This window comes from Bradyrhizobium sp. RDM12 (assembly GCF_051917485.1).
In the GTDB taxonomy this organism is placed as follows: domain Bacteria; phylum Pseudomonadota; class Alphaproteobacteria; order Rhizobiales; family Xanthobacteraceae; genus Bradyrhizobium.
This window is the reverse complement of record NZ_CM133064.1, coordinates 2249106-2273212: the sequence shown is the minus strand read 5'-3', so window position 1 is coordinate 2273212 and position 24107 is coordinate 2249106. Positions and strand designations below refer to the sequence as shown.

Below are 24107 nucleotides of genomic sequence, written 5' to 3'. Positions count from 1 at the left end.
GCTCCTGTCACGTCGTGCTGGTTTTGCCGGCCCTGCGGCCGTTCCGCCCCGTCCCAAGCGAGCCTGGCCGGCGACGCTATTGCCGGGATGATGCCGGGGCTTGCTCGAATCCTGCGGATGCAACGACGCGGCGGCTTGCGGGTTCAGCCACATTAAGGTTATCGCGGCTTTAGGACGCGCTCGTTAAGCTCCGGCCGTGGACCTGCCCGCCGCCGCGGGCGATACTAACCCTTTCTTAAGGCTGTCATTCCCGGCAGTCCTGACCTGAAGCCAACAAGCGGGATCTAAAGCCGGTCGGATGACGAGTTCGGATTTCCAGTTGCGCGGCGTCGGCGATCCCAGGCTGTCCGTGCATGCGACCTCTCCGCTGCCGGCCTGGCTCTGGTCGCCCGACGGCAGCCGCGTGCTGTGGGCCAATGCGGTCGGCGCAAAGTTTTTCGGCGCGGCCAACGCGGCTGCGCTGGCGGACAAGAGGTTCGGACCGGCCGATACCCATCGCCGCCAAATCGTCCGGCTTGCCCGCCAGTTGCCGGCGAGCGGCGCCATCAGGCTCGAACGGCTGCGCGGCTTCGGCGCCCGGCTCGGTACGCTGATGACCTGCGCCTGCGCGAGGTTGATCTTTGCCGATGGCGGCGAAGGCGTGCTCGTCACCGCGATGGAGGCGGGCGCGCGCACCATGTCGCTGGTCGAGCGGCTGCATCGGCTCGTCGACGGCGCGGCCGTGCCGATGGCGGCGTTCGCGCCCGATGGCATGTTCGCCGGCGCCAGCGAGGCCGCCCGCCCCCTGCTCGGCTTTCGCGATCTCGGCGAAGCCGGCCTCGAGCAGGCGCGCAGCGATGCGCTGGCGCAAGGTCGCGTCGAGATGCCGATCGGGATCGGCAAGATGGTGCTGCAACGGGTCGGCGCCGGCGCCGATGTCGCCCTCGTCGCATTGATCGAGCCTGCGGTGGCGCAGGCTGCGCCTGCGGCCGAGAGCGTGCCGGATCCTGTTCCTGATGTGGTGTCAGCCCCTGCTCCCGAAGCCCCTGCTGAGCCCGTATCACAAGCCGTCGAGACGACGCCAGCGAACGAGCCCGCTGCGGGAATCGATCTGTTCGACGCCTTTGCCGATCTGGACGAAACGCCTGAGACGGCCGAGGCGATCACGCCCGAGCCGCCCGCGCGCGAAGCGGAGCCGGAAACACCAGTTGAAAACCCGCCCGCAGCCATCGTGCCGCCGCAAGCCGCGCCGATCACCAACACCATGGTCGAGCCGCAATCTGGACACGCGGAGACGCGGTCCGCACATGCGGAGACACCGCGCCAGCATCCGCTGCGTTTCCTGTGGCAGATGGATGCGCAGGGGCGCTTTGTGCTGGCGTCGAGCGAGTTCATCCGCCTGATCGGCCCGCACACCGCGGCCGGCTTCGGCCGGCCCTGGCACGAGATCGCCGCCGCGTTTGCGCTCGATCCGGACGGACGCGTGGCGCAGGCGCTCGCAAGCCACGACACCTGGGCCGGCATCACCGTGAACTGGCCGGCCGATGGCGGCGAGCATCTGCCGGTCGAGCTCGCAGGCCTGCCGGTCTACGACCGCGAGCGCAATTTTGCCGGCTTCAAGGGTTTTGGCGTCTGCCGCGATCTCGACGGCCTCAACCGGCTCGAGGCGCTCCGCCGCTACGAGCAGTTGTCGGAGCCGCGCATCGCACAGAGCCTGTCGGCCGAGGTCGGCGAGCCTGATCCCGAACCGGAGGCGCCGCCGCCTGAGGCTGAACCTGAGGCTGAGACTGAGCCCAAGCCTGCAACTGAGCCTGAACCGCCCGCACCACTCTCTGAGCTGAATTCACACCCAACCGAGCCGGAAACGCCAGTGGAAACGCCTCCGAATGTCGTGCCGTTCCGCGCCCCCGGTGATCCCAGGTCACAAGGTGACCCGAGATCACAGGGTGACCAGAGGTCGCCGACGCTGACACCGGTCGAGAACAGCGCGTTCAACGAGCTCGCGCGGCAACTGTCCGAGCGGCTCGAACGCGAGCGGGAGACGATTGCCTCCATCGCAAGCGAACCGCCGGCGGACGAGATCACGCAAGAAGTACAGACGTCGGAGCCTCAGGCACCGCCGGCCGCGGCCGAATGGCTGACCGAGCCCGCGCCGCCTGCGCAAGGCCACAGCACGCGCGACCGCGCGCTGCTCGATCTGGTGCCGACGGGCATGCTGATCTACCAGCTCGATCGCCTGCTCTATGCCAATCCCGCCTTCCTCTCGCGGATGGGCTATGCCAGCCTGACCGCCCTGGAAGATGCCGGCGGGCTCGACGCGCTGTATGTCGAGCCTGGCGTTTCCGCAGCGAGCAGCACGTCGCAGGCGGGCACGCCGGTGACGATCAGTGCTGCGATCGCCAATGGCGAGCAGCCGCTGGTGACCACGGAAGCGCATCTGCACACGATCGACTGGGACGGCGCCAGCGCGCATGCGCTGATCTGCGCGCTGCCGCAGACCACGCCTGTCGTCGCAGCGCCCGCGCTGGCCGATCCGGTGGTGGTGACCCCCGATCTGCCGGAGCCTGAGGCCGACTTGGAGACCGAGGTGGAGGCCGGCGATGCCGACGCCGAAGATCTCGCCGCGATCCTCGACACCACGGCCGAGGGCATCGTAATGTTCGATGCCGAAGGCAACATCCACGCCTGCAACCGCAGCGCCGAGGCGCTGTTCGGCTATGACGGCGAGGCGCTGATGCAGCAGAATCTGCTGACGCTGTTCGCGCCCGAGAGCCAGCAGATCGTCCTCGACTATCTCGAAAGCATCAAGGGCGAGGACATCGCGAGCCTGCTCGACCACGGCCGCGAGGTGCTGGGCCGCGAGAAGAAGGGCGGCGTGCTTCCGCTCGCCATGATCATGGGCCGCACGCGGCCCGGTGGCCCGAATTTCTTTGCCGTGTTCCGCGACCTCTCGCACAGCAAGAAGGGCGAGAGCGAACTGACGCAGGCGCGACGTCTGGTCGACGGCGCCGCGAACGCCAAGGCCGACATGCTGGCGCGGATCAGCCACGAGATCCGCACGCCGCTCAACGCCATCATCGGCTTTGCCGAGGTGATGATCTCCGAGCGTTTTGGTGCGCTCGGCAACGAGCGCTACGGCGAATACATGAAGGACATCCGCGCCTCCGGCGAGCGCGTCATCACCATCATCGACGATTTGCTCGAGCTGTCGCGGATCGAGACCGGCAAGCTCGATCTCGTCTTCACCAACCTCAGCCTCAACGACCTCGTGGAAGCCTGCGTCACCGTGATGCAGCCGCAGGCCAACCGCGAGCGCATCATCATCCGCACCTCGCTCGCGCATGCGCTGCCGCAGGTGACGGCGGACGCGCGCGCGCTGCGCCAGGTTACGATGAATCTGATCTCGAACTCGATCAGGCTTGCCAGCGCCGGCGGCCAGGTCATCGTCTCGACCGCATTGAACGATCGCGGCGAGATCGCGCTGCGCATCCGCGACACCGGCCATGGCCTGAGCGAAACGGAAGTCGCAGCCGCGATGGAGCCGTTCCGCATGCCGCCGCCGGGCGACGCCGCGGACAATTCCGCGCTGAGCCTGTCGCTGACCAAGGCGCTGGTCGAAGCCAACCGCGCCCAGTTCAACATCAGGAGCGCGGCGAATTCCGGCACGCTGATCGAAGTGACGTTCGCGCCGGTGGTGGCAAGGGCATAATCGTCAGCGACGTCCCGGAATGACGACCGCAAAAAGGGCACGGCGCGCGCCGTGCCCTTTCGCATTCAGGAGGCGATCGCCTCAGCTGTAGATTTCGAACAGGCCGGCGCCGCCCTGGCCGCCGCCGATGCACATGGTCACGACGCCCCACTTGGCCTTGCGGCGGGCGCCTTCCTGCAGCAGATGACCGGTGAGACGGGCGCCGGTCATGCCGAAGGGATGGCCGATCGCGATCGAGCCGCCGTTGACGTTGTACTTCTCGGGATCGATGCCGAGCTTGTCGCGCGAATAGAGGCACTGGCTGGCAAAGGCCTCGTTGAGTTCCCAGAGATCGATGTCGTCGATCTTCAGGCCGTGACGCTTCAGGAGCTTCGGCACGGCGAAGATCGGCCCGATGCCCATCTCGTCCGGCTCACAGCCCGCGGCAGCCCAGGCGACGAAACGGCCGAGCGGCTTGAGGCCGCGCTTCTCGGCATCCTTGGCTTCCATCAGCACCACGGCGGCAGCGCCATCGGAGAGCTGGCTGGCATTGCCGGCGGTGACGAACTTGCCAGGGCCTTTCACCGGCTCGAGCTTGGCGAGACCTTCCAGCGTGGTTTCGGGACGATTGCATTCGTCGCGGTCGACGACGTAGTCGACGATGCTCTCGGCCTTGGTCGCCTTGTCCACCACCTTCATCTTCGTCTTCATCGGGACGATTTCGTCCTTGAACTTGTTGGCCTGCTGGGCCGCGGCCATGCGGCGCTGCGACTCCAGCGAATACTCGTCCTGGTATTCGCGGCTGAGCTTGTAGCGCTCGGCGACGATGTCGGCGGTGTCGATCATCGCCATGAAGATGTCGGGCGCGGTCTTGAGCAGCTCGGGATCGATCGTCTCCTTCGGGGTACCGCCGCCGGGCATCGAGATGCTCTCGACGCCGCCGGCGACGATGCAATCGGCACCGTCGGAGCGGATCGAGTTGGCGGCCATCGCGATGGTCTGAAGCCCCGAGGAGCAGAAGCGATTTACCGACACGCCGCCGGTCGACTTCGGCAGGCCGGCGAGCAGCGCGGCCTGACGGCCGATATTCGGCGCGCCATGGGCGCAATTGCCGAGATAGCAATCCTCGACATAATCCTTGTCGACGCCGGCGCGGTCGACCGCGTGGTGGATGGCGTGGGCCGCGAGCGACATCGGCGGCGTGATGTTGAACCCGCCACGGCCAGACTTGGCCAGGCCCGTGCGCGCATAGGAAACGATGACGGCTTCACGCATTGTTTTCTCCCTTTCGAACATTGGTATGGAGGCGTTCTCGATCGCCATTGGTACACAAAGTTGGAAGGCTGCGGGAGAAATAAAAATGCCGCCTTCGGTGATGAAGGCGGCATTGTTCCGCGGGTCGGAATATGTGGCGACGGGCGTGCTCTGTCACCTCTCCTTACGGGAGAGGTGAAGGATCAGAACGTCAGCGCCTTGACCTGCTTGACCTGCGGCAGCGCCTGCACCTTGGCGAGCAGGTCCGCCGGCACCGCGCCGTCGACCTCGACCAGCGCGATCGCATCGCCGCCCTGCTCGACGCGGCCGAGATGGAAGGTCGCGATGTTGATCCTGGAGTCGCCGAGGAGCCCCGCGAACTTGCCGATGAAGCCCGGCTTGTCCTCGTTGGTGACGTAGATCATCGACTTGCCGAACTCGGCGTCGACGCGGATGCCCTTGATGTCGACGAGGCGCGGCTTGCCGTCATGATAGACGGTGCCGGAGACCGAGCGCTCCTGGCGTTCGGTAGCGACCGTGACCGTGATCAGGCTCTCATAGTCGCTCTGGGCGGCGCGGACGATCTCGTCCACCACCATGCCACGCTCCTTGGCGACGACGGGCGCGGACACCACGTTGACCTCGCCCAGCATCGGCCGCAGCAGGCCCGACAGCACCGCCGAGGTGATCGCCTTGATCTTCATCTCGGCGACGTGCCCCTCATAGGTGATCTCGACCTTGAGGATGCCTGTCTCGGTGAGCTGGCCGGCGAACGAGCCGAGCTTCTCGGCGAGCGCGATGAACGGCTTCAGCTTCGGCGCTTCTTCCGCGGTGATCGAGGGGAAGTTCACCGCATTCGAGATCGCGCCGGTGAGCAAGTAATCCGACATCTGCTCGGCGACCTGGAGCGCGACGTTCTCCTGCGCTTCCGTGGTGGAGGCGCCGAGATGCGGGGTGCAGATCACGTTGGGATGGCCGAACAGCACGTTCGTCGTCGCGGGCTCCTCGACGAAGACGTCGAAGGCGGCGCCGGCAATGTGCTTGGAGTTGAGCGCATCGACCACCGCCTGCTCGTCGACGAGACCGCCGCGGGCACAGTTGATCAGGCGCACGCCCTTCTTCATCTTGGCGATCGCGGATGCGTCGATGATGTTCCTGGTCTTGTCGGTCAACGGCGTGTGCAGCGTGATGAAGTCGGCGCGCTTGAGCAGGTCGTCGAGCTCGACCTTCTCGACGCCGATGTCCTTGGCGCGCTCAGGCGACAGGAACGGGTCGAACGCGACGACCTTCATGCGCAGGCCGAGCGCGCGGTCGGCGACGATCGAGCCGATATTGCCGCAGCCGACCACGCCGAGCACCTTGCCGGTGATCTCGACCCCCATGAAGCGGTTCTTCTCCCATTTGCCGGCCTGGGTCGAGGCATCGGCCTGCGGGATCTCGCGGGCCAGCGCCAGCATCAGGGTGATGGCGTGCTCGGCGGTCGTGATCGAATTGCCGAACGGCGTGTTCATCACGATGATGCCCTTGGCGGTCGCGGCGGAGATCTCGACATTGTCGACGCCGATGCCGGCACGGCCGATCACCTTGAGGTTGGTGGCCTTCTCCAGGATCTTGGCGGTCGCCTTGGTCGCGGAGCGGATCGCGAGGCCGTCGTAATTGCCGATGATCTCGGCGAGCTTGTCCTTGTCCTTGCCGAGGTTGGGCTGGAAGTCGACCTCGACGCCGCGGTCTTTGAAGATCTGCACGGCAGCAGGCGAGAGCGCGTCGGAAATGAGAACTTTGGGTTTGGTCATCGGAATGTTCCTCTGCCTTCCCTGATGGGAGAGCCTTAGACCGGTTTGGGTGAATGTCTCGGAGCACTTCTCCCTCTCCCCGTTCTTACGGGGAGAGGGCTGGGGTGAGGGGCAGCCACGGGCAAAGGCGCTCGCGGAGAGGGCCCTCACCCGGCGCTACGCGCCGACGGAAGAGGTGAAAAGCAAACTTACGCTGCCTTGGCGAGCTGCGCCTTGGTCTCGGCAAAAGCCCAGTCGATCCACTGCGTCAGCAGCTCGACGTCCCTGGCCTCGACGGTGGCGCCGCACCAGATGCGCAAGCCGGCCGGCGCATCGCGGTAGTAGGCGAAGTCATAGCCGGCGCCTTCCTTCTCGACGAGAGCGACGAGCTTCTTGGAGAAGTCGGCCTGCGCATCCTCCGAGAGCGAGGTGATCGCGGGATCGGTGAACTTCAGGCACACCGAGGTGTTGGAGCGGATCGCGGCGTCCTTGGCCAGGAAGTCGATCCAGGGCGTCTTCGCCTTCCAGTCGGCCAGCACCTTGGTGTTGGCATCGGCACGCGCGATCAGCGCCTTGAGGCCGCCGATCGACTTGGCCCAGTTCAGTGCATCAAGATAGTCCTCGACGCAGAGCATCGACGGCGTGTTGATGGTCTCGCCGACGAAGATGCCTTCGTTGATCTTGCCGCCCTTGGTCATGCGGAAGATTTTCGGCAGCGGCCAGGCCGGCTTATAGGTCTCGAGCCGCTCCACCGCGCGCGGGGAAAGGACCAGCATGCCGTGCGCGGCTTCGCCGCCGAGCGCCTTCTGCCAGGAGAAGGTGACGACATCGAGCTTGGCCCAGTCGAGCGCTTGCGCAAACGCGGCCGAGGTCGCGTCGCAAATGGTCAGGCCCTCGCGGGTCGCGCTGATCCAGTCGGCGTTCGGCACGCGCACGCCAGAGGTGGTGCCGTTCCAGGTGAAGACGACGTCGCTCTTGGGATCGACCTTGGAGAGGTCGGGAATTTCACCATAAGCCGCGTTGAGCTTGGTGACGTCCTTGAGCTTCAATTCCTTGACGATATCGCTGACCCAGCCCTCGCCGAAGGATTCCCAGGCGAGCGTGGTGACGGGCCGTGCCCCGAGCAGCGACCACAGCGCCATCTCGACCGCGCCGGTATCGGACGCCGGCACGATGCCGATGCGATAATCGGCCGGCACTTCAAGCACTTCGCGCGTCAGATCGATCGCGAGCTTGAGCTTGGTCTTGCCGACCTTCGCGCGATGCGAACGGCCGAGCGCTGCGTCCTTGAGATTTTGGGCGTTCCAGCCGGGGCGCTTGGCGCAGGGGCCGGAGGAGAAATGCGGCACGTTCGGCCGCGAAGCGGGCTTCGCTACAGTCATAATCTACCCTTCCAGATAGTAAGCCTCCCGTTGGGGGGAGGTGTCCCGCCGCGGCTGATACGGGAATCGGGAAGGGCAGTCAAGGAAGTTCCGGCGTCTCACGCTGGAGTGATGGCTGCTCCGGTACGAGATCGGGCGATGCAACCGGGGCGAGCGCATTCAGCAAATCCGTGGCCTCGCTGATCAATTGCGCGGCACGGCGGCGGCTGCCGACCTTCAAAATACATTTGTCGTTGGCCTGCACAACGTAATCGTTGCCGACCTTGATCATGGAATAGCATGTCATCGAAATCCCCGAACCGACCGAGCCCGGTTTCAGACGCTCGCGTAGCACCGTTCGTTCCTCGATCAACGTGAACGACCAGGGGGTAGTTTATCAGCTCTTAAGATGAACGAATGCGCGATCCGATTGTGCAGCTTGCGCAACGGTCGCAAGATGCTGCATCAAAAGCGGACAGTCATGCCGGCGTGACTCGATGCAAATCCGAGACGCTTGTAGAAGCGCTGCGCGTCGACACGGCTCGCATGCGTCAGCAATTCGACCAGATTGCAGCCGCGGGCTTTGGCTTCCGTGATCGCCCATTGCACCAATTGCTCGCCGATGCCGCGGCTGCGGCAATCGGAGGCAACGCGCACATCCTCGAGCAGGCCGCGAATGCCACCTTGCGAGCTGATGCCTGCGAGCACCGCAAGCTGCAGGCAGCCGACCACCCTGCCCCCGGTCTCGGCGACCACGAGCGTGAGTTTCTGGTCGCGCGCGACCCGCTCGAACGCCTGATAGTAGACCGCCGGAAGCGGATCCTCGACGCGCTCGCGGGCGCGGCCGAGATGATCGTCGGCGAGCATCGCGACGATCGCGGGAACGTCCTCGCGGCGCGCGGGACGGATGGAAACGGACTTGTCGGTCATACAGGAAGCTCCAGATTCCGCGTGAGGGACTCAGCGCGCCGGCGGTAGACCGAGATAAGCCTCGGCTTCAGCGATCCAGCGGCGGACGGCGGCATGGCGGCCGAGATCGAAGCCGCCCTCATGCGCGAGACGGGTGTAGGCAAGCAGCGAGACGTCGGCGAGCGAAACCTCATCCTCCGCGAAGAAGCGGCTCGCGGTGAGATGCGCCTCCATGCGATCAAGCGCCGCATAGCCGCGCTTGACCTTGTCAGGATCGAGCTCGGATACCTCCTTGCCGAGATAGACCAGCTGGAAGCGGCACACCGCGATATAGGGCTCATGGCTGTACTGCTCCCAGAACAGCCATTCGTCCATCTTGGCGGCAGCAAAAGCATCGCGCGGAACCAGCGCGCTGTCGCGGGCGAGATAGCGGATGATGGCATTGGACTGCGCCAGCGCGCGGCCGTCGTCGAAGGCGACGGTCGGCACCTGGCCGGCGCCGTTCATTTTCAGGAATTGCGGCGTGCGCGTCTCGCCCTTGCGCGTATCGATCTCGATCCAGCGATAGGGCAATGCGAGCGTGTCGCAGACCCACTTCACCTTCAGACAATTGCCCGAGTTGCTGTCGCCGTAAATCTGCATCGCTGCCGCCCCGCTTTCGCCCGGCAGAGCATCAGGACGGAAGCAAGCTGTCAACCACGACGCAGCGAAGCAGCGTCAGAACTTGTAGCCGAGGCCGGCACGAACGGTGTTGATGCTGGTATCAACTGCCGAGGAGAAGCGGATATATTCGTACTCCGCCCGCATGAACAAGCCACCGACCAGGTTCACATCGACGCCGAGACCGGCGGTGTAGCCGTAGATCAGGTGATTGTGCTGGGTATCGTTCGCCGACAGCGGCTGCAGCGGTGTCCACGAAACTCCGTTGGTGCTGACCGCATCGGTGACCAGGACCGAACGCGAGATGTCGGCCTTACCAAGCGCGAGTCCGCCGAACATGTAAGGAAGGAAGCAACCCCAGGCATAAGCCGCGCGGCCACGGAATGTCGCCATATCCGAGATCGATATGGCGGCTGATGACGTTACCGCAACATCATGAAAGGCGCCGTCGGACAGCGCGGTTCCGCTGACAAGCTCCTTGAATGCGTTGGATGAGCCGCCATACGAGCCGTGCAAATAGCTCACTTCAAGACCATAGACGGCGTCTTCCCACTGCTCATTATATCCGAAGAAGGCACCATAGCCGCTGGCGCGGCTCGATTGCTTGCCAAGCCCGAGATTCCATTGCGAGACCTGCATCTGCTCGACGACGTTATGGTCGAGCAAAGCGGCGAGCATGTTGGTGTTCGTGCCACTGAAGCTTTCGTCCGACGATCCGTAGCCGGCCTGACCGCCAACGTAGAAGCCTTGCCAGTTGACGTTGGAATTGCTCAGACCATCGGTGAAGCTGCCGCGCAGGATCGGTACATCCGGCATGTCGGCCGCGTGCGCGGCAGACACCGTTCCCAACATCACCGCCGCCAACCAAAGCCTACGCATTGCAACGCTCCATCGAACTCGAACTTTCACTCGTGATCATGGCTCGTTAACCTTAACCAATGGTTGCGCCAGAGGCGTTCGTCGCCGCCAAGCAATGAAAAAATACGCAAAGCAAAACGGCGCGGGATGATCCCGCGCCGTTAAGAGACATTAAGCGATGGGGCTGGTGATCAGCCCTTGGTGACGAGCGGCGGCGGCATGTAGGCCGGCGGGCTGTCGAGATTCCAGCGCACACCGAGCTTGATGTCATGCGAGGTGATGTCCCTGAACTGGAACGCCGCGTGCGTGGTGTTGGTCACGCCGTCGAACGAGTAGCTGGCACCGGTGATGCCGCTGCCCATATCGACGTAGCTGTAAGCCAGTTCGAGAGTGAGGCTCGGGTTGACCTTGTAGGCCAGACCGGCATGTGCGGCCCAGGCGAAGTTCCACTTTGATCCAGTGCCGGCATAGTTCAGGCTGCGGCCCTGGCCACCTGCGCCGATGCTGTCGCCGGAGTCGGTGAAGTCAGAGATCGAGACGCGCGCCGTGCCGACGCCCGCGCCGATGAACGGCGTGATGCACCACCAGGTACCTAGATCAACATACGCGTTGGCCAAGAAGAGCAATTCCTGCTTGGTCGCGGTGTAGTTGTTGGTGCCCGCAAAGCCGGCTCCTGGACCCACGCCGGTGACGACATCCAGCCCCGTGAAAGTCGACTTGCCGCGGTACTGGCCGGTGACATCGGCCCGGAACCAGTTGTTGAAGCGATAGCCAGCGCCAAGGTCGAAGATGCCGGCGCTGTTGAAGCTGCTGGTCTGCGAGACCGCCACATTGTTGTAGGCGGCCGCGTTGGTGTCGAGCACCCGGTCGACGCGCTGGTTGCTGAAGCCAATGTCGCCGCGGAGATACCAGCCGCCGAAGTCCGCCGGCGGGGCGGGCGCGTACATCGGGGGCGGAGCTGCGATCGGCATATCGGCGGCGAACGCCATCGACGAGATCAGTGATGCCGCACCCGCGGCAAGGAGAGACTTAACGCTACGCATTGGCATCGTCCTTATGGCCGGTGAGGCAAAATGCAGCTGCCTCACGTTCTGGAAACTCACAGGCGGACGATCGCACCAAATGCTTAAGCGCCACTTAACCCTAATTTTTAAGGTTGATTTTTTCGCAACGAGCGCGCGCTTGCGGCGCAAGCGTTGCAAAAATGCGGCACGTGCACGCCGCAATTGCTAACGATTGATGAAGCCGCGTAGCGGCAAAACAGGATTTGTCAACGTACGTGACGCGGCAGCTTGGGCAGGAACACCGCGAGCAGGCCGATCGCCGGCAGATAGGCGCAGACCTGGTAGACGAACTCGATCGAGGTGTGATCGGCGAGCTTGCCGAGCACGGCCGCGCCGAGCCCACCGATGCCGAAGGCAACGCCGAAGAACACGCCGGAGATCATGCCGAAGCGATGCGGCACCAGCTCCTGCGCGAACACGATGATCGACGACGTCGTCGAGGAGATGATCAGACCGATGATCACCGTCAGCACCGCACTCGCATAGAGCCCGGCATAGGGCAGCGCCAGCGTGAACGGCAGCGCGCCCAGAATCGAAATCCAGATCACGATCTTGCGGCCGAAGCGATCGCCCAGCGGCCCGCCGAGAAACGCACCGACCGCATTCGCCGCAAGGAAGATGAAGAGGTACATTTGGGCGGCCTGCGTCGACACGGCAAAGCGGTCGATCAGGTAGAAGATATAGTAGCTCGACAGGCTCGAGACGTAGAGCTGCTTGGAGAACAGCAGCGCCACCAGCACGAGCAGCGCGACCGCGACCCGGCGCGAGCTCGGCGCGTCGGGATGCGCCTGCGCGACCACTGTCTTCTTCGCCTTGATCTGCGGCTCGTACCAGCGGCCGATGCGCCAGAGGATGACGATGGCGAGGAACGCGATCGAGGAGAACCAGGCGATGCTGCCCTGCCCGAATGGCACCACGATGAGCGCAGCAAGCACCGGCCCCATCGAGGTACCAAAGCTGCCGCCGAGCTGAAACACCGATTGCGCGAAGCCGTAGCGGCCGCCGGAGGCCAGCCGCGCGATGCGCGCGGATTCCGGGTGAAACACCGCCGAGCCGAGACCGACCAGGGCGGCGGCAATCAGGATGACGAGATATTGGTGCGCGGCGCTGAGCAGCAGCAGGCCGAAGAAGGTCGAGGCCATGCCGATCGACAGCGAGTACGGCTGCGCCTTCTTGTCGGTGTAGTGACCGACCACCGGCTGGAGCAGCGACGCCGTGAACTGGAACGCCAGCGTGATCATGCCGATCTGCGCGAAGTCGAGCGCGTAGGTGTCCTTCAGGATCGGATACACCGAGGCGATCAGCGACTGCATGGTGTCGTTGAGAAAGTGCGAGAAGCTGATGCCGGTGAGCACGATATAGGCCGGCCCTGCGGCGGCGGGCGTGATGCCGGCGACGACGACCGGCTCGGTCAGGGTTTCCTCGGAGACGAGAACTGGCTTGTTCAATGGATCGATCCCGGCAGGCGCGGCGAACAGCCGCACTGCCTAACTACGATGGCCGTAGTGGGCGAACCACCGCCAAAGCTCGATAGCTGGAATGCGTCTGTTTGCCCTTCTTGCTCTGCCGGAGAGGTCTCTCTCCCCGAGTCTGGAGTCACAGGGTAGGCAAAGGCGCACTTGCGCCGTGCCCACCATCGATCCAACATTGCAGCAGAAGCGGTGGGCACGCTTCCGCCTTCGCTCTTCGAGCTACGGCGGACAAGTCGCTTGCCCGCCCTACGATGCTCCCCCAACGGGAGACGGAAGGCCTCAAGCCGCAGCGGCCTGGCCGAGCGCCAAGACGATGGTGTCGACGACGTCCTCGATCAGGACGCGGTCTTCGCCTTCGCCCATGACGCGGATCACGGGCTCGGTGCCGGAGGAGCGGATCAGGAGGCGCCCGTGGCCGTTGAGCCGCTTCTCGCCGTCGGAGATCGCCGACTTCACCTCGGAATCGTCGAGCGGCTTGCCGCCCTTGTGGCGGACGTTCTTGAGGATCTGCGGCAGCGGATCGAAGCGGTGACAGACTTCCGACACCGGCCGGCGCAGCTTCTGCACCACCGCCAGCACCTGCAGCGCGGCCACGAAGCCGTCGCCGGTGGTGGCATAGTCGGACAGGATGATATGGCCGGACTGCTCGCCGCCGAGGTTGTAGCCGCCGCTCAGCATCTGCTCGAGCACGTAACGATCGCCGACCGGCGTGCGCACGAGGTCGAGCCCCTGCCCTTTCAGGAAGCGCTCGAGGCCGAGATTGGACATCACGGTCGCGACGATGCCCGGACGCGACAGCCGTCCATCTTCCTTCCAGCTCTGCGCGATCACGGCCAGCAGCTGGTCGCCGTCGACGACATGGCCGCGCTCGTCGACCAGGATGACGCGATCCGCGTCGCCGTCGAGCGCAATGCCGATGTCGGCGCGCATCTCGCGCACCTTCCGCGACAACGCTTCCGGCGAGGTCGAGCCGCAATCCTTGTTGATGTTGAAGCCATCGGGCTCGACGCCGATCGGCACCACGTCGGCGCCCAATTCCCACAGCGCTTCCGGCACCACCTTGTAGGCGGCGCCGTTGGCGCAGTCGATCACGACGCGCAGGCCGTCGAGCGAGAGATCGCGCGGCAGCGTGCGCTTGGCGAATTCGATGTAGCGGTCATGCACGCCGTCGATACGGCGGGCGCGGCCCAGGCTCGCACTTTGTGCGAGCCTCTTCTCGATTGGCTCGTCGAGCAGCTGCTCGATCTGCTTCTCGACGTCGTCGGAGAGCTTGAAGCCCTGCGGGCCGAACAGCTTGATGCCGTTGTCCTCGAACAGATTGTGCGAGGCGGAGATCATGACGCCGAGATCGGCGCGCATCGATTTGGTAAGCATCGCCACCGCCGGTGTCGGCATCGGGCCGACCAGCAGCACGTCCATGCCGACCGAGGTGAAACCAGCGACCATCGCATATTCGATCATGTAGCCGGACAGGCGGGTGTCCTTGCCGATCACGACCCGGTGGCGATGGTCACCGCGCTGAAACGCGAGGCCCGCGGCCTGGCCGACCTTGAGCGCGAGCTCCGGCGTGATCAGTCCGTTGGCGCGGCCGCGGATCCCGTCCGTCCCGAAATATTTGCGGCTCATATCGTCCCCCACGCAACAACCAGGGAGCCCCACGACACCTCGGGGTGCCCGAACGGTCCCCGCATCCCTGATTTGCTGGGTTCTTATAATGCCTCCGCCGCTAAATTGGCTTCAAAAAATATGATAAATCATTACGGAACCGGCGCCGCCAACATCCTGGTAACTTCTTGTTAACACTGTATTTCCCGTTTGAACGCCGGAACGGGGGTGGAACCGCGCTCAGGGCTTTCGCTTCACATGGCCGTCCGCACGGCTCGGCGCCGGCTGGGTGACGCTGACCGGATCGGAGCCCGGAAAGGTCTCTTCCAACCCCTCCTCGAGCGCGTCTTCGAGGTCCTGCTTCTCCTTGAGCTCTTCCGGCGAAGGTCCTCTGTGCGGCTTGGTCATGGCGCGCCTCTCGCAAACGATTTGGCTGTGCATCCAACCATGCTAGATGACCCCGAAACCTTCCGATGCAAGACTCTGAATATTGGCCTCCTGATCAAGCCGGGCCGGGGAACGTTCATGAAGCACATCACCTGTATCGACGATCTTCGCGCATTGCATAAGCGCCGCGTGCCGAAGGCGTTCTTCGACTATTGCGACCGCGGCTCCTACGCCGAGGAGACGCTGCGCGCCAACCGCGAGGACATGCAGGCGATCAAGTTCCGCCAGCGCATCCTGGTCGACGTCTCCAGGCGCGACACCTCGACCACGATTCTCGGCGAGCAATCGACCATGCCGCTGATCCTGGCGCCCGTGGGCCTGCTCGGCATGCAGCATGGCGATGGCGAGATTCACGCCTGCCGCGCGGCGCAGGCCGCGGGCATCCCGTTCACGCAGTCGACGATGTCGATCTGCTCGATCGAGGACATCGCGGCCAATGTCGAGAAGCCGTTCTGGTTCCAGCTCTACGTCATGAAGGACCGCGGCTTCATCAAGGAGCTGGTTCAGCGCGCGATCGCGGCGAAGTGCAGCGCGCTGGTGCTGACCGTCGATCTCCAGGTGATCGGCCAGCGCCATGCCGACATCAAGAACGGCATGACCATTCCGCCGGAATGGTCGCTGTCGAAGTTCATCGATTTCGCCACCAAGCCGGCCTGGGTCTCCGGCGTGCTGCAGGGCAAGCGCCGCACCTTCGGCAACATCGCCGGCCACGTGAAGAACACCGAGGACCTCAACCGCCTCGCCGAATGGACCGCCTCGCAGTTCGACACCTCGCTGAACTGGAAGGACGTCGAGTGGATCCGGAGCATCTGGCCGGGCAAGCTCGTCATCAAGGGCATTCTGGACGTCGAGGACGCCGAGGAAGCGGCCAAGACCGGCGCGCAGGCGCTGGTGGTGTCCAACCATGGCGGCCGTCAGCTCGACGGCGCGCCGTCCTCGATCGAGGTGCTGCCCGAGATCGCCGACGCCGTCGGCGAAAAGATGGAGATCATGTTCGACGGCGGCATCCGCTCCGGCCAGGACGTGATGCGCGCGCTCGCGCTCGGCGCAAAATCCTGCATGATCGGCCGCGCTTATGCCTACGGGCTGGGCGCCGGCGGCCAGGCCGGCGTCGCCAAGGCGATCGATATCATCCAGAAGGAGCTGCTCACGACCATGGGCCTGTGCGGCGTCAACAGGATCGACGAGATCGACGAGCACATTATCGCGGTATGAGATGCTTCCTAACCTCTCCCCGCTCTTCTGCGGAGAGAGGTCGGATGGCGCCTGGCGATGCGCAGCATCGTCCAAAGCAATCCGGGTGAGGGGCAAGGCACGCGGCCGCTCCAACAAAGAGCTATCCGACTCCCGCCGTGACTCAGCTCTCGTTCAAAGCCCAACTTGGGGAGGCAGCCCCTCACCCCACCCTCTCCCCGTAAGAACGGAGCGAGGGAGTGAAATGGCGACGCGCCGCTCACTGCTCACATCGGCGGCGTCACGCCATCGCGGCCGACATTGACCCGGTTCGCTTCCAGCGTGCCGTCATCCTTCTTCGCCGCGCCAAAGATGATCAGCCTGGCGCCGGGCTTGATCTCGGACTTGTCGCTGGCGACGAAGGTGACGATCGGCGTGTCGGGCGGCACCACGACTTTCTTCTCGCCGTCCTTGTATTTGACCGTGATGTTCTGGCCATTGGTGCCCTCGACGGTCTGCGCCACGGTGGCGTTGGTCATGGTCGAGTTGGCGCGGGCATCCCATGGGCGGAAGCCTTCGGCGGCGCCGCGCTGGTTTTCCGGAAAGATATGGACGGCAATGGCCTTCTGCGTTCCGTCGGGCTCGGGCATGGCGGTGACGCCGATATAGGAGCCCTCCTTGATCTCGGAGAGCTGCGTCTTCACCACGGCGAAGACGGCGACGTTGTCGGTCATCTTCACCGTCACATCGGTGCCCTCGCGCGTCTTGATGCCGAGCGTGTTGCCGTCGACGCTCTCGATGGTGCCGCGAATGCGGACGGTCGGCGCCTGCTGCTGCGCTGAAGCAGATGATGTCACGATGCAAGCGACGAATGCTGCCGCGACGGCGCGCGGCATCCAGTTGTTCAGGCTTGGCATGATGGTCCCCTTCAGAGTTTGCGGCGATCAGACAGGGCAACCCCGTCTGACTGCCGCTATTCCCTGAATCCCGATCACATCGGCGGGGTCAGGCCATCACGGCCGACACTGACGCGATTGGTCTCGAACGAGCCGTCGGGCAATTGCTTCATGAAGGCGATGACCTTGGCGCCGGCCTTCAGCTCGGACTTGTCGGCGGGCACGAAGGTCACCACCGGTGTCATATCGGAGACGAACACCTTCTTCTCGCCGTCCTTGTACTTCACCAGCAACGTATGGCCGTCATTGCCGACCACGCTCTCCGACACCGTGGCATTGGTCATGCGGGAATTGGGTTTGAGGTCATAGGGCCGCGAGCCTTCGCCGGTGCCGCGCATGCTCTCCGGAAACACGTGCACCTCGACCGCGTTCTCGCCGCCCTCCGGTCCCGGCACGGTGGTGGCGCCGACGAAGGAGCCGACCTTGATATCTGCGAGCGAAATCCTGGTGACGCCTGCCACGCGCAAATCCGATGCGATGTGAAGCTTGACGTCCTCACCGCTGCGCGACTTGACCAGCATGGTGTCACCCTCGACGCTCTCGATCGTGCCGCGCACGCGGGTCGGTACCGGCGCCTTTTGCGCGACGGCCGCGAGGGTGGAAGCAGCCACCATCGCAACAGCGATGAGCGGGCGCGTGAAATTTGCACGTTGGATCGTCATGACAGTCTCCGATTATCCCCACGGATAATGAACGCCGGAGACGGCGCACTATTCTCTCAAGTCTTTGTGAGATCGGCCTCGACCAGCGCGCGTAGTTCCGCACTCACCTCGGGCCGCTGGCCGAACCACAGCTCGAAGCCGCGCACCGCCTGGTGCAGGAGCATACCGAGCCCGTCGGCGGTGTTGAGCCCGCGGGCCCTGGCGGCCGCGAGCAGCGGCGTCACCAGCGGGACATAAACGAGGTCGGCGACGACCGCCCCTTGCGGGAGCCGCGTCACATCAACCTCGAGTGAAAGCTGGCCGTGCATCCCGAGCGAGGTTGTGTTCACGAGAAGTTTCGCCCGCGGCAGGACATTGTTGATCCCGTCCCAGCCAAGCGGATACACGTTCGGCCCGAATTCCGCGGCCAGCGCCTCGGCCCGCGCCAAAGTGCGGTTGGCGAGATGGACCCGGTCAAAGCCGCGTTCGAGCAGCCCGAACACCACCGCGCGCGAGGAACCGCCGGCCCCCAGCACCAGCGCTTCGTCCGCCTTGTCCCAGCCGGGCGCGCTGGCGTCGAGATTGCCGAGAAAGCCTTCGACATCGGTATTGGTCGAGCGCAACTCGCCGTCGGCAAACCACAGCGTGTTGGCGGCGCCCACCGCCCTGGCACGCGCGTCGGGCGTCGACAGCTCCAGCACGCCCTCCTTGTGCGGAATGGTGACATTGGCGCCGACAAAACCACGCAGCGACAGCCGCAGCACGAAATCGCGCAGGTTTTCGGGCGGAACCGCCTCGATGACATAGCCGCCCGAGATGCCGAGCGTGCGCAGCCAATAATGATGGATCAGCGGCGAGCGCGAATGCGCAGCCGGCCATCCGATCAAGCAGGCTGCGGGCGATTTGGGCGCGGTCATCTTTCCCTCGGGTCGTGTCGAGGGCGATCCATTTCGCGTCCGGCCGGTCCTGTCAAGCAGGCGGGGACGGCTCCGCGGATTCGGTCACGCCGGGCACGGCCTTGATATCGGCAACCGCGCGATCGATGGTCTGGCGATAGCGCGCGCGCTGCGGGCTCACGCCATGAGTCAGCAGCGCGCGGCGCACCGCAGGCGAGGCCCCGGTAATGAACAGCCGGATGCCTTGTCGCTTGGCCTTGGCCGCGACGCGGCCGAGCACGTTTGCGGCGGTGGAATCCAGGAACGGCACCGCGGCGAAATCGACCACGAGCGCCTTGCGCTTGTCGGCGATGCCGTCGAGCACGCCTCCGATCGCAGACGCCGCACCGAAGAAAAACGCGCCGGTGATGCGGTAGACCAGCACGTCGCGGTCGACCGCCAGCGCGGGATCGTAGGGCACGCGCGCGCCATTGCCGTCGTCGGGACGATCGGCCGCGACCAGCGGCGAGCGCTCCTCGATGCCGGTCATCTCCGCCATGCGATGGATGAACAGCACCGCACCGAGCGCGAAGCCGACCAGAATGCCTTCGGTCAGATCGCGGAAGATCGTGAGCAGGAAGGTCGCCAGCAGCACGACCGCATCGCCCCAGGACGAACGCAGCAGCGTCGCGAATTCCTGTTTCTCCGCCATGGTCCAGGACACCACGACCAGCACGGCGGCCAGTGCTGCGAGCGGGATGTAGCTCGCGAGCGGTGCAGCGACCAGCATGAACAGCAGCAGGAAGGCGGAGTGCAGCATGCCCGCCAGCGGCCCGCGCGCGCCGGCGCGGATGTTGGTCGCGGTGCGCGCAATCAGGCCGGTGACGCAGATGCCGCCGAACAGCGCCGCGCCGATATTGGCGACGCCTTGTGCTACCAGCTCGCAATTGGAGCGATGGCGGCGACCGGTCATGCCGTCGGCCACCACCGCCGACAGCAGCGATTCGATGGCCGCGAGCAGCGCGAACGAGATCGCATCCGGCAGCACCGCTTTCGCCTTCGCAGCGAGAACGCCGGCAGCGCCGGCGAGGGCAATTCGCGCGGGATGCCGCCGAAACGGCTGCCGACGGTTTCGATCGGCAGCGACAGTGCAGCCGTCGCGATCGCCGCGAGCACGACCGCAATCAGGATGCCGGGCCAGGACGGCCGCCAGCGCCGCAAGCCCGCGATGATGGCGATGCTGACGAGAGCGACGCCGAGCGCGGACGGATTGATGGTGTGAAGGCCGCCCGCGAGTGCTGCGAGCTTCGGCACGAACTCGCTCGGCTCCTTCCCCGCGAGCGTGATGCCCGAGAGATCGCGCAGCTGGCTCGCGAAGATGATCACGGCGATACCGGCGGTGAAGCCGACCGTGACGGGATAGGGAATGAACTTGATATAGGTGCCGACGCGCAGCAAGCCCGCAGCGATCAACACCATGCCCGCCATCATGGTGGCGAGGATGACGCCGTCGACGCCATGCCGCTCCGCCGTCACCGCGACCAGCACGATGAAAGCGCCCGCAGGCCCGCCGATCTGGAAGCGGCTGCCGCCGAGCAGCGACACGATGAAGCCGCCGACGACCGCAGTGTAGAGCCCGCGGTCCGGCGTCACGCCGGAGGCGATCGCGATTGCCATCGACAGCGGCAGCGCGACGATTGCGACCGTGAGGCCCGCAAACACACGTCGGCGCGGAAATCCGCGAGGCCATAGCCTTCCCGCCAGACGGTGATGAGCTTTGGCAGATAGAGTTCGGTAAAGGTCGGCTGACGAAGCTGGTGCAGCTTGCCTGCGTGTTCGCCCGTGATGCTCATGCCCACAATGCTCCGATGCATCGTGCAGCCGCGTGCTCCGGCGCGACGGTGCGTTAGTTCAGACTGCTTCCGAGCATGATCATCGCGGGATCATGCCCCACCCGACGCGGCGGCCCCGGCTCCCTCAGCCGAACGCCACGTCCCCGCCCTCGCTGCGCGCCTGTTCGGCGATCAGCTCGACGCCGGCCCGCTCGAACGCTTCGACCACCTTCATCAGGGTCTCGACCACGCCGCGAACGTTGCCGGTGCTTGCTTCCATCCGCTGGATGGTCGGCAGCGAAACGCCGGCGAGCTCGGCCAGAGTTTTCTGGTCAATGCCGAGCAGCGCGCGAGCTGCCCGCATCTGGAATGACGTGATCACCTTGGCCTCACGTGTCAGAGCTTATAAGTGATATCTGGAGTATGTACAATGATGTAAAATACATCACACCAGGGCAAGCGCAAGTGCTCTCCCTGCCCTTCTGCGGGGAGAGGTCGGATCGCGGTAGCGATCCGGGTGAGGGGCTGGCACGCTGTTGCGGCGAGCCAATGTCCGTCCGACTCGTAAGACAATTCAGGAAGGCGGTCGTGGAAACAGCCCCTCACACGCCCTCTCCCCGTGAGAACGGAGAGGGAGTGTCAGAGTGGTGCCTGCCCTTATCGCGCGACGCAGATCACGCCGCGTGCTGATGCGCGGCGATGATCTGGTCGGCGGCGCGGCCCGTAACTTCGGCCATGTGGTCGAACTGACGGGTGAAGCTGCCGGCGCCTGCGGTTGCCGAGCGCAGCTCGACGATCAGCTCGCCGATCTCGGCCTCCGGCATCATGGCGCGGACGCAGTCCCATCCGCTCCAGCCGTCGCGGGTGTCGAAGCCGAGGATCTGGCCGCGCCGCGCCGACAGGATCGCGTTGATCTTGGCGGTGGCATCGGTCGGACACACGATCTCGACCACATGGATCGGCTCAAGCAGCACCGACTGGCATTGCGGCAGGCCTTCATTGAGCCCGACCCTCGCCGCCGTGCGGAAGGCGAGGTCGGAGGAATCGACGCTGTGATAGGAGCCGTCAGTCAGCGTCACCTGCAAATCGGTGACCGGGAAGCCGAGCGGACCGCGCGCGAGCCCGTCGACGACCCCCTCCTCCACCGCACCGATATAGTTGCGCGGCACCGCGCCGCCGACGACCTTCTCGTCGAACTTGAAGCCCTCGCCGCGCGGCAGCGGCCTGATGTCGAGCACGACATCGCCGAACTGGCCGTGACCGCCGGACTGCTTCTTGTGGCGGCCGCGCTGGACGATCGGCTTGCGGATGGTCTCCTGGTAGCCGATCGCGGGCGGATGCGAGGAGATCTTGACGCCGAAGCGATCGCGCAGCCGCTCGCTGGCGACCCGCAGGTGCATCTCGCCCTGGCCCCACAGCACGGTGTCGTGGGTCTGGGCGTTCATCACGATGACGAGCGACGGATCCTCCTCGTGCAGCCGCGACAGCGCCTGGCCGAGCTTGACGTCGTCCTTGCGATCGGTGGCCGCAACCGAAATTGCGAGCACCGGCGGCGTCGGCTCTGCGGCCGCGAGCGCGGCTGGCGCGGTCTTGCCGCTTGAGACCGTGTCTCCGGTCTTGACCGGATCGAGCTTGGCGAGCGCCACGGTGTCGCCGGCTTCGGCCGAGGCACGCTTGCTGTCGTAAGCGCCGTTGACGGCGAGGATGCCGGAGATGCGGCCCACGCCGCCGGAGGAGGATTGCAGCGTGGCGCCGTCGTCGAGATGGCCGGCGAGCAGCCGCGTCAGCGATAGTTTTCCGCCGTGTTGCGAATGCAGCGTCTTGAAGACGAAGCCGAGCGCGTCCTTGGCGGAGGGCACGCCGAGACGCTTTGCGGTCTCCGCAATGCCGGGCGCCTCATGGCGCAGCGCCTTCATGAGACGCAGCACGCCGTTTTCACGCGCGGCAGCGCCGAGCAGCACGGGGCAGATCAGTCCCTCGCGCAATTCGCGGGCGAGGTCGTCGAACACGGCATCGCGCGGCGGCTGGATATCCTCGAGCAATTGCTCCATCAGCGCGTCATCGTGGTCGGCGAGCTTCTCCAGCATCGAGAAGCGGGCCTCCTTCTCGCGATCGAGATCACCGCCATCGAGCGCAACCACTTCGGATGCCTTGTGCTCGCGATAGACGAACGCGCGTTCCAGCGCAAGATCGACAAAGCCCTCGATCAGTTCGCCCTTCCAGATCGGGATCTGACGCAGCACCAGCGGCACGCGCGAGGCGGGCTGGAGTGTCGCGAGCGTCTCGCGGATGCGCTTGTTGGCGCGGTCGATCTTGTTGAGGAACAGGAAACGCGGGATCTTCAGCTCCTCCAGCTCGCGGAGGATGATCTGAAGCTGCGGCAGCTTTTTCTCGTCGGCCTCGCACACCACGACCGCGGCGTCGACCGCAGGAAGCGCGGCGCGCATGTCGTGGGCGAACTCGACGGAACCGGGACAATCCAGCAAGGTGTAGCTGTCGCCCATGAAACTCGTGGTGGCGGCAGTCAGCCCGACGGTCATCTTGTGATGACGGGCCTCAGGCGTGGCGTCGCCGACGGAAGTTCCGGCATCGACGCTGCCGGCGCGCGGGATTGCGCCCGTTCGCGCCAGGATTGCTTCGAGAAGAGTGGTTTTACCGCTTTGGAAAGGGCCCACCAGCGCAATGCACCGTGGACCTCGGGGACTTCTGACGTCTTGTCCCATTCGCCGCCTCCTTGTTTGGAGCTCGGCCCATGATTGGGTCGGCAAACGCAGATGCTCTGCCGGTCCCCGAGATTTGGCAAGCATCAAACGTCGCTGCGGTGCGTCCTCAGTTAGACCAAGTCTTTAACGGCTTGTGTTCCACCTCTCCCATCGCGAAAGGTGAAGCAACACCTCCGCCGGTGCGCTTAACGGCCCGGACGGAGTTCCAGGCTCTCGAGCCCCGCGGCGACGTTGAGGCCGACCTGCCCCTGTACGCTCAACGGTTGAAGCGCGATCGAATTGTTGGAGCCGCCGATCAGCGCATTGCCGCCGAGGCCGACGCCGACCGAGGCGCTGCCCTGCGCGCCGGCATAATTGCCGGAGAGATCGCCGGGGCCGAGCCGGTTGACCGGCGCGAACACGCCCCAGGCGAGCGACGTCTCCTGGGTGATGCCGAGGTCGAGGCCCACTTTACGGATGGTCGCGACATAGCGGTCTTCGGGCAAACCCTCGGCACGCAGCACACAGCCGAGATTGGTCACCGATCCCACCACGAAGCCGACGCTGGCGCCGCCGCGGCATTCGAGCACGCCGACCTGCACCATCCGCGATTGCGCGCTGGCGCCTGCGACGGAGGCGACGAGGCTCGCAATGGTGAATCCGGCAAGGAGGAGTGAGCGGCGCATGAAATGTCTCCGGCTATGAATGTGATGCGAGTAGAGCAGGCGCCATTCCCGACGCGCGCGATGGTCTATGCCACAACAACCTTGTGGGTACCAGATCGGATGCGTTGAAAGGCGAACTCGCGCAAAGAGCCCTCACCCCACCCTCTCCCCGCAAGAGCGGGGCGAGGGAGGGC

General features: G+C 65.0%; 18 protein-coding genes and 2 pseudogenes. 2 read left to right on the top strand and 18 right to left on the bottom strand.

Annotation, left to right across the window (positions count from 1 at the left end; all coding sequences use genetic code 11):
- The first annotated feature begins 298 nt into the window (after window positions 1-298).
- Window positions 299-3688 (top strand): PAS domain S-box protein, encoded by a 3390-nt coding sequence (locus tag ACTGJ9_RS10870; RefSeq protein WP_456677058.1) that lies wholly within the window; start codon window positions 299-301, stop codon window positions 3686-3688.
- Window positions 3689-3769: 81 nt separating this feature from the next.
- Here ACTGJ9_RS10870 and ACTGJ9_RS10865 read toward each other — a convergent pair whose 3' ends face one another.
- The 11 genes from ACTGJ9_RS10865 to ACTGJ9_RS10815 all read right to left on the bottom strand — a co-directional run bounded on the left by ACTGJ9_RS10865 (window position 3770) and on the right by ACTGJ9_RS10815 (window position 15030).
- Complete coding sequence (locus tag ACTGJ9_RS10865) at window positions 3770-4942, bottom strand: thiolase family protein (RefSeq protein ID WP_456677057.1); 1173 nt, start codon at window positions 4940-4942, stop codon at window positions 3770-3772.
- Between the two features lie 182 nt (window positions 4943-5124).
- Window positions 5125-6714, bottom strand: a complete 1590-nt coding sequence (gene serA, locus ACTGJ9_RS10860) for a phosphoglycerate dehydrogenase (RefSeq protein ID WP_456677056.1) — start codon at window positions 6712-6714, stop codon at window positions 5125-5127.
- Window positions 6715-6902: 188 nt separating this feature from the next.
- Window positions 6903-8075: a phosphoserine transaminase gene (locus tag ACTGJ9_RS10855; protein WP_456677055.1), complete on the bottom strand. Its 1173-nt coding sequence runs from the start codon at window positions 8073-8075 to the stop codon at window positions 6903-6905.
- 79 nt (window positions 8076-8154) lie between these two features.
- Window positions 8155-8346 (bottom strand): hypothetical protein, encoded by a 192-nt coding sequence (locus ACTGJ9_RS10850; protein ID WP_456677054.1) that lies wholly within the window; start codon window positions 8344-8346, stop codon window positions 8155-8157.
- Window positions 8347-8519: 173 nt separating this feature from the next.
- Window positions 8520-8984: an N-acetyltransferase family protein gene (locus ACTGJ9_RS10845; RefSeq protein WP_456677053.1), complete on the bottom strand. Its 465-nt coding sequence runs from the start codon at window positions 8982-8984 to the stop codon at window positions 8520-8522.
- 30 nt (window positions 8985-9014) lie between these two features.
- Window positions 9015-9605 carry a glutathione S-transferase family protein gene (locus ACTGJ9_RS10840; RefSeq protein ID WP_456677052.1) on the bottom strand — a complete coding sequence of 197 codons (591 nt, stop codon included), beginning with the start codon at window positions 9603-9605 and terminating at the stop codon, window positions 9015-9017.
- Window positions 9606-9680: 75 nt separating this feature from the next.
- Complete coding sequence (locus tag ACTGJ9_RS10835) at window positions 9681-10502, bottom strand: outer membrane protein (protein WP_456678496.1); 822 nt, start codon at window positions 10500-10502, stop codon at window positions 9681-9683.
- Window positions 10503-10672: 170 nt separating this feature from the next.
- Entirely contained in the window at window positions 10673-11524 is an 852-nt protein-coding gene (locus ACTGJ9_RS10830; RefSeq protein ID WP_456677051.1) for an outer membrane protein, read from the bottom strand.
- Between the two features lie 227 nt (window positions 11525-11751).
- Window positions 11752-12993: an MFS transporter gene (locus tag ACTGJ9_RS10825; protein ID WP_456677050.1), complete on the bottom strand. Its 1242-nt coding sequence runs from the start codon at window positions 12991-12993 to the stop codon at window positions 11752-11754.
- Between the two features lie 303 nt (window positions 12994-13296).
- The gene (gene glmM / locus ACTGJ9_RS10820) at window positions 13297-14643 is read right to left on the bottom strand and encodes a phosphoglucosamine mutase (RefSeq protein WP_456677049.1); all 1347 of its coding nucleotides are present in this window, start codon (window positions 14641-14643) and stop codon (window positions 13297-13299) included.
- Window positions 14644-14862: 219 nt separating this feature from the next.
- The gene (locus ACTGJ9_RS10815; protein WP_456677048.1) at window positions 14863-15030 is read right to left on the bottom strand and encodes a hypothetical protein; all 168 of its coding nucleotides are present in this window, start codon (window positions 15028-15030) and stop codon (window positions 14863-14865) included.
- 117 nt (window positions 15031-15147) lie between these two features.
- Here ACTGJ9_RS10815 and ACTGJ9_RS10810 point away from each other — a divergent pair, with 117 nt between their 5' ends.
- Window positions 15148-16284 carry an alpha-hydroxy acid oxidase gene (locus ACTGJ9_RS10810; RefSeq protein ID WP_456677047.1) on the top strand — a complete coding sequence of 379 codons (1137 nt, stop codon included), beginning with the start codon at window positions 15148-15150 and terminating at the stop codon, window positions 16282-16284.
- Window positions 16285-16529: 245 nt separating this feature from the next.
- On the opposite strand, the gene ACTGJ9_RS10805 is transcribed toward ACTGJ9_RS10810, so the two are convergent.
- From ACTGJ9_RS10805 to ACTGJ9_RS10775, 7 genes and pseudogenes are all read right to left on the bottom strand, one after another.
- Window positions 16530-17159 carry a hypothetical protein gene (locus ACTGJ9_RS10805; RefSeq protein ID WP_456677046.1) on the bottom strand — a complete coding sequence of 210 codons (630 nt, stop codon included), beginning with the start codon at window positions 17157-17159 and terminating at the stop codon, window positions 16530-16532.
- A 74-nt stretch (window positions 17160-17233) separates the two neighbouring features.
- Window positions 17234-17860 (bottom strand): hypothetical protein, encoded by a 627-nt coding sequence (locus tag ACTGJ9_RS10800; protein ID WP_456677045.1) that lies wholly within the window; start codon window positions 17858-17860, stop codon window positions 17234-17236.
- A 56-nt stretch (window positions 17861-17916) separates the two neighbouring features.
- Window positions 17917-18756 carry a shikimate dehydrogenase gene (locus ACTGJ9_RS10795; RefSeq protein ID WP_456677044.1) on the bottom strand — a complete coding sequence of 280 codons (840 nt, stop codon included), beginning with the start codon at window positions 18754-18756 and terminating at the stop codon, window positions 17917-17919.
- Window positions 18757-18808: 52 nt separating this feature from the next.
- Window positions 18809-20567, bottom strand: a pseudogene (locus ACTGJ9_RS10790) (SulP family inorganic anion transporter).
- 53 nt (window positions 20568-20620) lie between these two features.
- Window positions 20621-20928, bottom strand: a pseudogene (locus tag ACTGJ9_RS10785) (helix-turn-helix domain-containing protein).
- A 292-nt stretch (window positions 20929-21220) separates the two neighbouring features.
- On the bottom strand, window positions 21221-23269 hold the full coding sequence (locus ACTGJ9_RS10780; protein ID WP_456677043.1) for an elongation factor G: 2049 nt from the start codon (window positions 23267-23269) through the stop codon (window positions 21221-21223).
- 185 nt (window positions 23270-23454) lie between these two features.
- Entirely contained in the window at window positions 23455-23934 is a 480-nt protein-coding gene (locus ACTGJ9_RS10775) for a DUF992 domain-containing protein (RefSeq protein ID WP_456677042.1), read from the bottom strand.
- Window positions 23935-24107 lie beyond the last annotated feature (173 nt).